The following is a 14,875-nucleotide window of genomic DNA, read 5'->3' as shown; positions in this document are numbered from 1 at the left end:
ATACTGCGGTATTAATGTCTAACTACAACAATCACCTTATGTTTGAAACATACTTCTATATATTTAATATTAGCTATATATTTGAGCTCAATTTATGTACTGACCAGTGCTGCAAACCAATATTTCCTTAAGCCACATTCGTGCTAATGTATTGAATAAATATTCTATTTATTTTTGGATACTTCAACCATATAAAATAGACTTTTTTATTATTAAGGCATCTGTTTTTTGAACGCTCTTAATGATAAATTATACTTTCTAAAAATTATTCTCTCGAATGATTTATTTTTTTGAATGATAGCTAGATTCTATTATACAACAATGAAACAAACCCATCAGTCAGTCAATTGATAAGAACTTATCACTCTCAACAGCAAACGATCACGTCAGCGCTGATGAGCATCATTGACACGGATACGACTGCCACATCACAATTTTAAATAGTAAATTTCAAGGACGCTGACTATGACGCCGAATAAACCATGGCTTGCCCATTATCCTAATATTGTGCCTAAGACGATCAATCCCGATAGATACAACAGCATCATAGATCTATATGAAGAGTGCTTTGATCGCTTTCGTTTGCACCCTATGAGCATCTGTATGGGCGTGACTCATACTTATGGTGACGTTGATAAAGCCTCACTGGCAGTTGCGGCATGGTTGCAAGCACAAGGTATCCCTAAGGGCAGCGTCGTCGCGCTAATGATGCCAAACGTTCCACAGTACTTGCCTACGATGATTGGTATTTTACGCGCAGGATATGTATGTACACCTATTAATCCACTTTATACCGGTCGAGAATTGCGCCATCAGTTGAATGATTCAGGTGCGCAGATTATTTTTGTGGTTGATAACTTTGCCCAAGCACTTGAGCAAGTCATTGATGAAACCAATATCAAGCGCATTGTCCTCTCAAGAATGGGCGATATGATGGGTCTCAAAGGTATCTTGGTCAATACAGTTATCCGTCAGGTCAAACGCCTCGTTCCTAAATATAAGCTGAACGACCCTAAGCACGAATTGACCAAATTCCCTGATGTGCTCAAAAAAGGTAAAGTTCTTCCGTTCCATAAACCAGCCATGCAATTAAGTCAAAAAGCATTTTTGCAGTACACAGGTGGAACGACTGGACTGTCTAAAGGTGCGATTTTGTCGCAGCGTAATATCGTTGCGGCGGCCTTACAGTCAGAAGCATGGACTCGGCCGATTACCTCAGAGATTAATGAGGTTTATATCAATATGGTGATGGCCCTACCGCTATATCATATATTTGCATTTATGCTCAGTATGTTAGGCATGCGTTCCGGCTACACCTTTATATTGGTACCCAATCCACGTGACATACCAGGATTTGTCAAAACGCTATCAAGGCAACCATTCCATATATTGCCAGCAGTTAATACTTTGTATAAGGGCTTACTCGATAATCCAAACTTTAAAAACTTAAATTTCAGTTCCCTGCGTCTCTCTCAAGCGGGTGGTATGGCTGCAACTGAGCAAACAGCTGCACGCTGGCTTGAAGTCACTGGCTGCCCTATGGTTGAAGGTTGGGGTATGACTGAAGGTGTGGCAGCAGGTACCGCTAACATTGTGACGGATCACAAATTTAATGGCACTATTGGTTTGCCACTCCCGAGCGTTGATATCATTGTGGTCGATGATGAGGGCAATCGTCTTGCTATCAATGAAACGGGGGAGATGTGCATCAAAGGCCCCAATGTCACCTCTGGATACCTTAATAGAGACAGTAGTGAGGACTTTACCAATGATGGTTACTTCCGTACTGGTGATATTGTCAGCATGGATGAAAGAGGCTATATCACCCTACTTGATCGCAAAAAAGACATGATTTTAGTCTCAGGTTTTAACGTATTCCCGAATGAGATTGAATCTGTCATGTTGGATTGTAATGCTATTGTTGATTGTGCAGTCATTGGTATTCCAGATGAACATCAAGGCGAAGCCGTTAAGATTTATGTCGTTCCTGCTGATAAAAATGTCACCAAAAGTGATATTAAAGAATTTGCTCTAGATAATATGACTGGCTACAAATGTCCACGTTATATCGAGTTCATTGACGAGCTACCAAAAAGTAATGTCGGCAAAGTATTGCGTCAAAAACTACGTGAAAAACACATATCAGACAATCCGAAACCTTAGATAGAAGTTCTATAATAAGAAAGCGTTCTATATCAATATAGAGCGCTTTTTTGTGCAGAGCTAATAATTGTTATTAAAAAAATTGCAGAATTGTAACAATGACATTAAAGTAATTATGTAGCGAACTGTTTTACCAGAGAGATACTTGGTATAATAATTTAACAAATTTCTCGAAAATAAACCGTTTATCAGTTTTTTTAACCGTTTATCTCAGTATTAGTTACAACATATATTGTTATTTTTATCAAATTTAAGTATAAACTATCAAGTTCTTGTATTGTCATAACGAAATCAATTGTAGTTATGTTAATGTATTACCAAAATAAGTTACTTCACTTTTTTTGGCAGTAAAGAAATAACCCGCCGTTTAATCTACTCAGATTCTTACCTTTTGCGGTTAAATCAATTTGTAGTTAAAAACTTTATACATGTAAAGGCCACCGTATTCTAGCAGTCTGTGAATCACTATGATGTCACTCGACAATTTATTGCTATTTTAGCGATAAAATATTGTTGACACGGATGTGACTACTTTTTTATAGAACCTTAACTTATTTCAACACTTAGGGACTTCAAGTATGACAGTAGATAAACCTTGGCTTGCTCAATATCCAAAAAACGTACCCAAAACTATTAACCCTGATCAATATACCAGTCTTATAGAACTGTATGAGGAGTGTTTTGAGCGATTCCGTATGCATCCTATGACCATCTGTATGGGTGTTACTCATACTTATGGCGATGTTGATAAAGCCTCAATGGCGGTTGCAGCATGGTTACAAGCACAAGGCATTCCTAAAGGCAGCGTTGTGGCATTGATGATGCCAAACGTTCCACAATACTTGCCTACGATGATTGGTATTTTGCGCGCAGGATACGTGTGTACGCCTATTAATCCACTTTATACTGGTCGTGAACTGCGCCATCAGTTGAATGATTCGGGCGCTCAGGTTATTTTTGTGGTTGACAACTTTGCCCAAGCACTTGAGCAAGTCATCGAAGAGACCAACATCAAGCGCATTGTCCTCTCAAAAATGGGCGATATGATGGGGCTAAAAGGTATCTTGGTCAATACGGTTATCCGTCAAGTTAAACGACTTGTTCCCAAATATAATCTTAATGATCCTAAGTACCATGTTACTAAGTTTCCTGAAGTACTCAAAAAAGGTAAGCACCTACCTGTTCAGTCACCAAAAGCCACCATGCAACAAAAAGCCATTCTGCAGTATACGGGCGGAACGACTGGACTGTCTAAAGGGGCTGTTTTAACTCAACGTAACATCGTTGCTGCTGCCATGCAGTCAGAAGCATGGTACCGCCCCGTGACCTCAGATATTAATGAAGTCTATATCAATATGGTGATGGCCCTACCGCTATATCATATATTTGCGTTTATGCTAAGTCTGCTCGGTATGCGCTCTGGCTACACCTTTATATTGATACCCAATCCGCGCGATATGCCAGGGTTCATCAAAACTTTATCAAAGCAACCGTTCCATATTTTCCCTGCGGTAAATACCCTATTTAAAGGTTTGCTCGATCAGCCAAACTTTAAAGATTTGAACTTTAGCTCATTACGTATCACTCAAGCGGGCGGTATGGCTGCGACTGAACAGACAGCAGCACGCTGGCTTGAAGTGACTGGCTGCCCTATGGTTGAAGGTTGGGGTATGACTGAAGGAGTAGCCGCAGGTACTGCCAACGTTATCACTGACCGTAAATTCAACGGCACTATTGGCATACCAGTTCCTAGTGTTGATGTCATCGTGGTCGATGAGAACGGCAAACGTATGGGACTGAATGAAGCGGGTGAAATGTGCATCAAAGGCCCTAACGTCACTTCAGGCTATTTCAACAAAGATAGTAGTAATGACTTCACCAGTGATGGTTATTTCCGCACTGGCGATATTATTAGCATGGATGAAAAAGGCTATATCACCCTACTCGATCGTAAGAAAGACATGGTGCTAGTCTCAGGTTTCAACGTCTTTCCGAATGAAATTGAATCTGTCATGCTAGATTGTAAGGCTATTGTTGATTGCGCAGTCATTGGTATTCCTGATGCACATCAAGGCGAAGCGGTTAAAATTTATGTCGTGCCTGCAGACAACAATGTCACCAAAAGTGATATTAAAGAATTTGCATTGGAAAATTTAACTGGTTATAAGTGCCCACGTCATATTGAGTTTGTGAGTGAACTGCCAAAGAGTGCTGTTGGTAAAGTCCTGCGTCAAAAACTACGTGAAAAACATATATCAGACAACCCTCAAACCCTTTAATTTTTAAGCGCTGTACACTTAAAGGTGGAAAGAATAAGAAAAGCCCTTTACCTAATTAGGTAAAGGGCTTTTCTTATTCTTCTGTAATATGTTTACTTTAGGGCGTGTCATCAATTAGATTGTGAGGCTTAAAATGAGAAAAATTGTAGATAAACAAGGAATAAATTGCCGTTAATATGAACATATTGGCAAAATTACTGACGATGTTTAGCAAAACATAGCCATTTCAAGGCCACTAAATGTATTAATGTGCTAATTGATGACACGCACTAGCTACTTATTTACTTTATTAATCACCTGTAGTGGCATATGCTTCATCGCCTGTCCCACGATCGACCATGGCAAACTTGGTACACAAGCTTCGTCAACACCAGCTTCAATCGCCGCAACGATTGCCTTGGTACCTGTATCGGAGTCTACTTCAAACGGTAATGGCTTCGCATTTTCATTGATTTCAGTGCGAATATAGCCTGGATAAATAGTAGAAACTTTGATGGGTAATTTAGTTAGTAGCATATCAGCACGAATGCCTTCTGCTAAGTGCGCCAAACCAGCTTTACTAGCGCCATAGGCTGTCAAATGCTTGGGCATTCCACGAATGGCTGACATGCTTGATATGACCACTAGATGGCCACTACTCTGCGCCCGAAAGATATTCATGGCAGCTTCACATTGCGCCAATGCTGAGATAAAGTTAATCTCAACCGTGCGGCGGTTCGTCTCAAAACGACCTTTACCAATCCGGCGGCTTTCGCCAATACCTGCATTCACAACCACTTTATCGATATGACCAAAATCCGTGGTGAACGCATCAAACACCTCAAATATGGCATCATAGTCACTGACATCTAAAGCTCGGTACTCAATACGAATATTAGGATATTCCGCTACTAGTTCTGACTGTAAGCTCTCTAAGCGATCAGTACGACGAGCACATATCGCAAGGTTGTAGCCAAGCTTAGCGAAGAGTCTGGCCATCCCCTCACCCAAACCTGAACTCGCCCCTGTAATGAGTACAGTTTTGTCGTGTCCAACCTGCTGCTTATTTAACTTTCGTAAATAATGTGATGGCTGAACAGCACTGATTATCTGGTCTTTGTGTTGCCTAGCGCTTTTGGTGACTAAATTTATCAATTTATTTTGCATGGACAGTCCTTTTCATATCGATATAAGATCAAAACGATAATCTATCATATCGCAAATTTCTAGGTTGATTTTGTCAGTGATCAAAATAAATCCATAATATTCAATGATGATGATTAATCAGATAAAGGACGGCTACCTCTCTTAAGTAACCGCCTCACTCCACCTTTATCTCTATTTATTCGTTGCTAACCTACCGCCACGTCACAAAAGAATTGCCATCAGAAAATAAATGACTATATTCATTGAGTGACATCAAGCGAGTACTTTGATCTTTGAATGTGACCGAGGTTACCCCAGTATTGACCAAGCTTTTATTCAATTGATAAGCCGTCTGACTGCCTTGCTTTAGCAGCTGTGCAGTGATAGCTGCAATCACACCACCTGAGGTGAATACCAACACCGTACTGTCACGACTTAACCCTAAGCTTGTCACATGTGCGCGTACCTGTTCAAGCGCTTGCTGTGCACGGTCATTAAATTGCGGCCAGCTTTCAATATAGTCCTGATCGTTATCGCCACCATGCCAGCGCTGCATTGCCTGATCAAATAGCTCAGCCAAACGCGTGGCTGGCACCTCTGATTTAGCCACCTCAGCCGTAATCGCACCTTTATTCATAAAGTCAGGATCAGATTTAATGAATACATCTTTGTGATTAAACTCATCAAATTGCGGCAAAATATAACTATCAGGCTCATTTATATTCATGATAGGCAACACAGTCATACCATTGCTCTCATTAGAAGAAATAGACAATTGATAGCGTGCCAAAAAGTGCCGTGCAGAGTCTTGTTGCCTTACCAAACTGCCAGTAAATATCGCATCGATACGGCGCTGTGTGGCTGCATAATGCTGACCTAACATTTGCGCCTGAATACCACCCAGCTCTGAGAGTTGATCATAGTTTTCTTGCCCAAAAGACGCTTGACCATGACGTGCTAAAAGTATGGTTGTCATAAATTATTACCTTTTATCATATTTGCTAAAGTACGGTTTTCTGAATGCTTAAGCTTCAGGAGAATGAGGTGCTTTTGCAAAATAACCTTTTGGTAAAATACTTTTGACAACTTGTTGAACATGGCTTGGTAACTGCTCGATAGCAGCAGCATCTACGCCTATGTCTTCTAAATGTGGCTGAACGTGCGCACTGAATAGTGCTTCACCTTCGTATTGCGCAATTAGTTTCAAACATTTAGCATGCATCACGTGTATGGCAAGCCACGCATTTTTGAAAGCAGAATTGGTCGTTTGCTTGTGGTAATAACGATAATAAATCTGTTGGATAATACCTGACAAGCGGAACAAGCCGAATACTTCATAGAAAGTCCAGTTGTCTATCTCTAATCCAGATTTCTCTAGATAATAAGCAACCACTTCGTCACGTGTCATCATTCCTTCTAGATGGGTGGGCTGACGACGGAACTGCTGCATCACGACATTGTCATCTTCTTCAATCCAATAAGCCAATGCACTACCCAAATCCATCAATGGATCACCAAGCGTTGCCATCTCCCAGTCAAGAACGCCGATGACTTTAGTGGGGTCAGCCACATCAAGTATCACATTATCAAAACGCCAATCATTATGGATAATACAGGTTTTACTATCAGCAGGTGTGTGCTTGGCAAGCCACTCTCTGACTAACGCAAAGCTGGGTACATTGGGGGTTTTTGCTTTGACATAACGCTTGTCCCAACCACTCACCTGACGCGCGCAATAGCCATCGCCTCGACCCAAATTTACCAAATCAGGGTGCTCGGTATAATCTATTTGATGTAGTTCAACCAAGGCATCTAGGACATTGGTACAAAGTAGACGAATCTGCTCCGGATCTAGATCGATACCCTCTGGTAATTCTGCACGAGGAATAATGCCTTCCATGCGCTCCATCACGTAAAAATCTGAACCGATAACAGCTTCATCGGTACACAGAGCAATCATCTCTGGTACATAAGGATAGGCTTCTTTTAAGGCTTTTTGAACGGTATGCTCACGCACCATGTCATGGGCAGATTTTGCTTTGGTACCTTTTGGTGGACGGCGTAATATCAGATCTTGACCTTTATCATCGTCTGCGCCCTCGTACTGTAAACGATAGGTCCAGTTTGATGCGCCACCTGAGAACTGAGTGACGGTAGGCTCGCCTATGACGTCTACGCCTTGGCTTCGAAGCCACTCACTAACTGCTTGTGCATCGAGCTCTTCGCCCTCACGTACCACGCCGCCTTGGTCTAGTACTTTATTATCAGTTGCCATGAGATATTCCTTATCATGTGGTCTTTTATTTTTATAACAGATATGCGAGCTAGTTCTCAATTCAATTTATCTTATGCTTATTACCATTTTTGAAATGAGGTTACGCCCTAGTGATAAAACATCAGTAGTGATGAAAAATTCACTACTAAGTCGTTAATAGTGAATTTTCAATTAGCATTACGATTGGCTTGTTTCTAATAAAGGTTGCATGAGCAGATCAAGACTGACTCACACAACCGTTTGTTGAGATTAAGCTTAAGCTTTATCAGATTTAGTCGAACGGCTAAAGCCCTGACGTTTGAGTTCTAGTTTGGCAATCATGGTTTTGTGTACTTCATCAGGACCGTCTGCCAAACGTAGCACACGTGCTTGCGCATAGAAATTCGGTAGCAGCGTGTCTTGACAGACGCCCATACCACCATGAATCTGAATGGCCATATCGACGACTTCTTGTAATACAGTTGGCGCCACGACTTTGATAGCAGAGATTTCAGTCAATGCTGCTTTGGTGCCGTGCGCATCCATCTTCTGTGCAGCATATAAGGTCATCAAACGAGCTTGATCAATCTTAATACGGGCTTCAGCGATACGCTCAAAGTTACCACCTAATTGTAGTAATGGCTTACCAAAGGCAGTACGCGACATGCCACGCTTGACTGCTAACTCTAGAGACTTTTCGGCAGCACCGATACAACGCATGCAATGATGAATACGACCTGGCCCTAAACGACCTTGTGCAATCTCGAAGCCCTTACCTGGTCCACCAATAAAGTGGCTGACTGGCACACGTACATTTTCAAAGCTAATCTCACCATGTCCGTGCGGTGCATCATAATCACCAAATACTTTGAGCATACGCTTGATGTTCACACCCGCCGTTTTGACTGGTACAAGCACCATTGAATGTTGATGATGACGGTCTGCGCTCTCATCAGCGGTATATGCCATGACAATTAGAATATCAACCGCAGGATCGCCAAGACCAGATGACCACCATTTGCTACCGTTTATGACAATCTCATCGCCATCGACTACAGCGGTTGCTTCCATATTGGTTGCATCGCTTGATGCCACATCAGGCTCAGTCATGCAGAATACAGAGCGCGTCTTACCTTCTAGGATTGGGGTCAGCCACTTGTCTTGCTGCTCTTGGGTGCCGTAGCGCCACAATAGCTCCATATTACCGCTGTCAGGTGCATTACAATTGAATACATGCGGCGCAAGCAAACTGCGACCCGTTAACTCTGCGATGGGCGCGTAATCAGTTACCGAAAGCCCTGCACCTAACGTATCATCAGGCAAGAATAAATTCCACAAGCCAGCTTCACGGGCCTGTTTACGTAGGCTTTCGTAAGCTTCAGGCCACTCCCAGTTTTCCCAATTACCATCAGTGTTTTTCTTATGACAATCTTCCCAAAATTGCGCTTCGATTGGCTCAATGTGCGTTTCAATAAACGCTTTGACTTTGGCATGCATGGCTTGACCATGTTCTGTTGCGGTAAACATTAAATTATCGTTAGACATAAATGACTTCCTTTTCTTTATTGATCGTCTAAATCAATTGTTAATAAAAAGCTCCATGAGAACCTTATAGTCGATTCAATTTGAAAGTAGTACAAGGCAACCGAGTGAAGATGTATATGTGATACTTCAAGCGAGGTTAATGCAGTAATACTTTTATATTGAAATGACTATAGTGCACGTACGTATACTGTTTTCTGTATGCTACATTTATATCACAGCAATTATCAATAAACAGCAAAAAGGCGCGACCAGCTAGGCCACGCCTTTTACAAAATACAAACAATGTATAAAAAACCATTTGAACTCTAAAGTATTAGAGGTTGACTATCATAATGATATCTAACATTATTTTAGAATATTTAAGCGACTATTTAAATCAAAACGCGCGAGTGCATCAGGCAGTTTATCAACTGCTATACTTAACGTTGCCTCAGCTGCTTGCGCCAATCCTAGCTTTTCAGCGAGTGTCGGTTTTTGACGTGAATGTAGTGCGTACACTTCACTGTCTTCCATGCGCTCTAAAATATAGCTGTCTGATGTTTGCAAGCTATCAATCAAATTAAGTTTTAGCGCATCTTCGCCATACCAATGCTCTCCAGTGGCCACTTTTGCCACATCGAGTGTTGGACGATAGTTATTGACAAAGTGTTTGAATAACTCATGCGTCTGCTCTAGTTCTTCTTGATATTTGGCACGATCTTCAGCATCGTTCTCACCGAACACAGTAACTGTGCGCTTGTAATCACCTGCGGTAAACATCTCATAATCTACATCATGGTTTTTTAGCCATTTATGAAAGTTTGGCAATTGTGAGACCACGCCAATTGAGCCAATAATAGCAAATGGTGCCGCCACTACCTTATCTGCGACACAAGCCATCATATATCCACCACTCGCTGCGACTTTATCAACACAGACAGTTAGCTTTAGATCTGCATCTTTTAAGCGAACCAATTGCGCTGCGGCCAAACCATAACCATGCACCACACCACCACCCGACTCAAGGCGCACGACGACTTCATCACCTTTATTTGCCGTGCTGATAAGCGTGCTGATTTCTTCGCGTAGATGCTTAACCGCTGTTGCTTTGATATCACCATCAAAATCAAGGACAAAAACTTGTGCTTTATCATCAGCATGTTTTTTCTTATTTTTGGTTTTTACTTTTAGCGCCTGCTTGGCTTTCTTAGCCATTGTTTTTTTGAACTGCTTAAGCGCCGCTTTACCTTGCGTGGCTTCCATTAAGTCTTCACGGCGTTGCTCTTGGTTTTTGTTTAGATGAATGACGCGCAATTCAACAGGGTTTTTGGCAGGATGAAAAAGCATGAGCAGTATTCCTTACATGATTAAGATAACTTTAATAAGATCAATAGTAATAGGATCAATAGGATTTTATAAGTGAGCTTGATATGTGCACAGTCACTCATGTTTTCAAGCAAAATGACAATTTTTAACCCAATACAAATGTTTGGGCACAAATACATCCGATACCTAAGCATTCCTATACCTCGATTGGACTCAGCTGGTTGTATAACAAGGGCAGATTAGGCATAATACGCGTTTACATTAAATTTTCTGCAGTCGACGTGATGACCATTTGTCTTAATCGCGTTGTTTGTGCGTTTTTTTAGCGAATAGCTTGAATCGCGCAGTAATGGCTGCATTATTGTATTTCGAATTGGGCTGACAACTGGATAACTATATTATGACGCATAGCGAATACCGAGACGAATATTGCGGAGCTGTAACCGAAAGCTTAATTGAGCAAACCATTAGTGTCGTAGGCTGGGTACATCGTCGTCGCGATCACGGTGGCGTGATTTTTTTAGACATGCGTGACCGCGCTGGTATCTTGCAGGTAGTCGTCGATCCTGATACCCCAGAAGCTTTTGCTACTGCTGATGCGGTACGTCCTGAATATGTGCTAAAAATTACTGGTCGTGTGCGTCGCCGTTATGAAGGCACTGAAAACGCCAATATGACCAGTGGTCACATCGAGCTACTGGGCAAAGAGATTGAAGTACTGGCCAAATCTGAAACACCGCCATTCCCATTGAATGATGAGAAGACTACCGTATCAGAAGATTTGCGTCTGAAATATCGCTATCTCGATATGCGCCGTCCACAAATGCAAGAGCGTATGGTGTTCCGTGCCAAAGCGACTTCAACAATTCGTCGTTATCTAGATGATCATGGTTTCTTAGATGTTGAGACACCTATTCTGACTCGTGCGACGCCAGAAGGTGCGCGTGATTATCTAGTACCATCACGTACTCGCCCAGGTAACTTCTTTGCATTGCCGCAGTCACCACAGCTGTTTAAACAGTTATTGATGGTGTCAGGTTTTGACCGTTATTATCAAATCGCTAAATGCTTCCGTGATGAAGATTTACGCGCTGATCGTCAGCCTGAATTTACTCAGGTGGATATTGAGACTTCTTTCTTAAACGAAGAAGAAATCATGAACATCAACGAAGGCCTTATCAAGCATTTGTTTAAGACCATGATGGATGTTGAGTTTGAACAGTTCCCTCGCATGACTTATGCAGAAGCAATGCGTGACTATGCATCAGACAAGCCTGACTTACGTATTCCACTAAAACTGGTCGACGTTGCAGATTTGATGAAAGATGTCGACTTCAAAGTGTTCGCAGGTCCTGCTAACGATCCTAAAGGTCGTGTGGCTGCCCTACGTATCCCTGGCGGCGCTTCATTAAGCCGTAAGCAAATCGATGCGTATACCAAGTTTGTTGGTATCTATGGCGCACGCGGTTTGGCTTATATCAAAGTTAATGACGCTAGCAGCATCAACAACGGTGTGGACAAAGAGTCTGGCTTACAGTCTCCAATCATCAAAAACATGACTGACGATGTACTTGTCAGCCTAATCGAGCGTACTGCTGCAGAAGATGGCGATATCATCTTCTTTGGTGCCGATAAAGCCAGTGTCGTGAATGATGCGATTGGTGCATTACGTCAAAAAATTGGTCTCGATCTGGAAATGACGACTTGTGAGTGGGCGCCACTTTGGGTCACTGATTTCCCAATGTTTGAGCAGACTGACGATGGTCGTTGGACGTCAATGCATCATCCGTTCACCAAGCCTAAAGGTTCAGTTGAAGAATTGAAAAACAACCCAGAATCTGCCCTATCTATCGCTTATGACATGGTATTGAACGGTACAGAAGTTGGTGGTGGTAGCTTACGTATCAATACTTACGATATGCAGCAAGCCGTATTAGAAGCTTTAGGTATCGGTGAGCAAGAAGCTGAAGACAAGTTTGGTTTCTTACTTGATGCATTGAAATTCGGTGCACCACCGCATGGTGGCTTAGCATTTGGCTTGGATCGTTTGATTATGTTGATGGTAGGCGCTGACTCTATCCGTGACGTAATTGCCTTCCCAAAAACCAAAACTGCTGAGTGCCCACTCACTCAAGCACCTGCTGGTGTTGATGGTAAGCAACTGCGTGAACTTGGTATCCGTGTGCGTGAAAAAGCACAGGCTGACACCAATCAACCTGCACAGTAAATAGTTAAGATAATGTTTAGTTCTTTGCTATCTAACTGGTTACGTGATTTATCACCGTGTGAATGGTCATGAATCCGTATCATATTTTCAAAATCGTGCCATTGTCTGTATTGCAGATGCTGGCACGTTTTGTTGCGTGGGTGATTATAAAAATACCCAGCTTAAGTATTATGCGTACTGTCAGTACCAACATGGCGCTGATTGCCCCTGAATTATCCACTACGCAAAAACAAGCGTTAACCAAAGAAATCATCTATCACCAGTGTTTAACCAGTATTGAATCGATCAAAAGCTGGGCAATGTCTCCTGAATGGAGTATCGCTCAAATTCGTGATGTCCATAATAAAGAGATTTTATTAGAAGGACTGGCGAGTCCTAACGGTATGCTTGCAATCGTCCCACATCTCGGTACATGGGAGATGATGAATGCTTGGCTTAACCAGTTTGGTTCGCCGACCATCATGTATAAGCCCGTCAAGGGCAATATTACCAATGACTTTGTCTTACAAGGTCGTTCACGGCTCAATGCCACGTTAGTTCCTACTGATGGTAGCGGCGTCAAAGCTGTCTTTAAAACCCTTAAGCAAGGTGGTTTTAGTATCGTGCTTCCTGACCATGTACCTGACCCATCGGGCGGTGTGGTTGTACCCTTTTTTGGGGTAGAAACATTGACCAGTACGCTGGCCTCGAAACTCGCTAGCAAAACCAAATGTGCGCTAGTCGGCATATCTTGTATTCGCCGTAAAGATGGTCATGGGTTTGATATCTATTGTTATAAACTCGACGACCCAGCACTCTACGACCGCAATGCCGAAACAGCTGCTCATGCGCTGAACCAAGCCATGCAACAGATGATTGAGAGCAAGTGTAGTCACTATATGTGGGGCTATCGACGTTTCAAGCGCATTCCCTCATTGGGAAATCCTTATAACACCAATGAAGAAACTTTGGCGAAATTCATTCGCAATAATAAGCAGTCTATTCATCACGATCATAACGCTAGTGATACGGCCAAATCCAATAGCAATGAGTAATAACCGTACAATCAGTTAAGCGTTTAGAGAGGTGGTGAATCGTAGTCGTGCTAATATTAGCTAACTTTTAAATCTTTTATTTTTATATCTTTTATTTTATTAACCATTTTTTATTGAAATCAATATGAGTGCATTATGGCAACTGACGTAACGAAGACCTCATCGACAGACCACACGAAAGCAAAGCTTAAAGTTGCTGATCAGCGTTATGTTATCTGTATGAAATGGGGTGATAAATACGGTCCTGAATACGTCAATCGCCTTTATAATATGGTCAGCCGCCACCTTACCTTAGATTTTCAAATGGTCTGTCTCACCGATGATAGTACGGGCATTGATCCTGCTATTACGTGCCACCCTATCCCAGAGATGGATCTACCAGCGGGTCCTGAGCGTGGTTGGAAAAAACTCACGACGTTTAAACCAGAGCTATATGACCTTAAAGGGGTCGCGCTGTTTTTAGACATCGATATTGTAATTGTCGATAATATCGATGCTTTTTTCACTTATGAAGCTGCGCATAGAGACAGTGTTGTGATTATTCGTGATTGGAAAAAGCCATGGCGGATGATTGGTAATAGTTCCGTGTATCGCTTTAACATTGGTATGGGCACTTATCCTGATTTGCTTGCAAATTTTGAGCGAAACTTCGACACCATTCGTCAGCAAGTACGCCACGAGCAAGCTTATTTATCCAACTATTTGCGTGAGCATCATCATTTAGAGTATTGGGATAAAACTTGGTGTGTCAGCTTCAAATATCAATGCATTGCCCCTATTCCATTTAATTTCGTGCGTACACCTACTCTGCCTGATAACGCAAAGATTGTTATTTTTCATGGTGAGATCAATCCGCCAGATGCCATCAACGGTAGTGGCGGCAAATGGTATCGTCATGTGAAGCCAAGCCCTTGGCTTAAAGATTATTGGCGATAGGCTCGAA

At 42.1% G+C, this 14,875-nt stretch carries 10 protein-coding genes; 5 read left to right on the top strand and 5 right to left on the bottom strand.

The window, feature by feature from the left end; translation table 11 throughout:
* Positions 1-465: 465 nt before the first annotated feature.
* Both I6E83_RS05755 and I6E83_RS05750 read left to right on the top strand, forming a co-directional pair.
* Positions 466-2,163 carry an AMP-binding protein gene (locus tag I6E83_RS05755; protein WP_197100327.1) on the top strand — a complete coding sequence of 566 codons (1,698 nt, stop codon included), beginning with the start codon at positions 466-468 and terminating at the stop codon, positions 2,161-2,163.
* Between the two features lie 578 nt (positions 2,164-2,741).
* Complete coding sequence (locus I6E83_RS05750; protein ID WP_197100326.1) at positions 2,742-4,442, top strand: AMP-binding protein; 1,701 nt, start codon at positions 2,742-2,744, stop codon at positions 4,440-4,442.
* A gap of 273 nt (positions 4,443-4,715) precedes the next feature.
* Here I6E83_RS05750 and I6E83_RS05745 read toward each other — a convergent pair whose 3' ends face one another.
* The 5 genes from I6E83_RS05745 to sohB all read right to left on the bottom strand — a co-directional run bounded on the left by I6E83_RS05745 (position 4,716) and on the right by sohB (position 10,692).
* Positions 4,716-5,588: an SDR family oxidoreductase gene (locus tag I6E83_RS05745; RefSeq protein WP_197100325.1), complete on the bottom strand. Its 873-nt coding sequence runs from the start codon at positions 5,586-5,588 to the stop codon at positions 4,716-4,718.
* A gap of 190 nt (positions 5,589-5,778) precedes the next feature.
* The gene (locus I6E83_RS05740) at positions 5,779-6,543 is read right to left on the bottom strand and encodes a histidine phosphatase family protein (protein WP_197100324.1); all 765 of its coding nucleotides are present in this window, start codon (positions 6,541-6,543) and stop codon (positions 5,779-5,781) included.
* Positions 6,544-6,591: 48 nt separating this feature from the next.
* On the bottom strand, positions 6,592-7,842 hold the full coding sequence (locus I6E83_RS05735; RefSeq protein WP_197100323.1) for a phosphotransferase family protein: 1,251 nt from the start codon (positions 7,840-7,842) through the stop codon (positions 6,592-6,594).
* Between the two features lie 255 nt (positions 7,843-8,097).
* A complete protein-coding gene (locus I6E83_RS05730; RefSeq protein WP_227680843.1) occupies positions 8,098-9,348 on the bottom strand; it encodes an acyl-CoA dehydrogenase family protein in 1,251 nt (416 codons plus the stop codon).
* A 363-nt stretch (positions 9,349-9,711) separates the two neighbouring features.
* Positions 9,712-10,692, bottom strand: coding sequence for a protease SohB (gene sohB / locus I6E83_RS05725; RefSeq protein ID WP_197100321.1), 981 nt, complete (start codon positions 10,690-10,692; stop codon positions 9,712-9,714).
* Between the two features lie 379 nt (positions 10,693-11,071).
* On the opposite strand from sohB, the gene aspS reads away from it, so the two are divergent.
* The 3 genes from aspS (at position 11,072) to I6E83_RS05710 (ending at position 14,868) form a co-directional block, all read left to right on the top strand.
* Positions 11,072-12,898, top strand: a complete 1,827-nt coding sequence (aspS, locus tag I6E83_RS05720; protein WP_197100320.1) for an aspartate--tRNA ligase — start codon at positions 11,072-11,074, stop codon at positions 12,896-12,898.
* A 68-nt stretch (positions 12,899-12,966) separates the two neighbouring features.
* On the top strand, positions 12,967-13,932 hold the full coding sequence (locus I6E83_RS05715) for a lysophospholipid acyltransferase family protein (RefSeq protein WP_197100319.1): 966 nt from the start codon (positions 12,967-12,969) through the stop codon (positions 13,930-13,932).
* A 219-nt stretch (positions 13,933-14,151) separates the two neighbouring features.
* Positions 14,152-14,868 carry a glycosyltransferase gene (locus tag I6E83_RS05710; protein WP_406947663.1) on the top strand — a complete coding sequence of 239 codons (717 nt, stop codon included), beginning with the start codon at positions 14,152-14,154 and terminating at the stop codon, positions 14,866-14,868.
* Positions 14,869-14,875: the final 7 nt, after the last annotated feature.

Source organism: Psychrobacter sp. SZ93C1 (assembly GCF_015864635.1).
Taxonomy (GTDB): Bacteria; Pseudomonadota; Gammaproteobacteria; order Pseudomonadales; family Moraxellaceae; genus Psychrobacter; species Psychrobacter fozii.
Note: the sequence above shows the minus strand (reverse complement) of the source record. Positions and strands in the feature narration are given on the sequence as shown.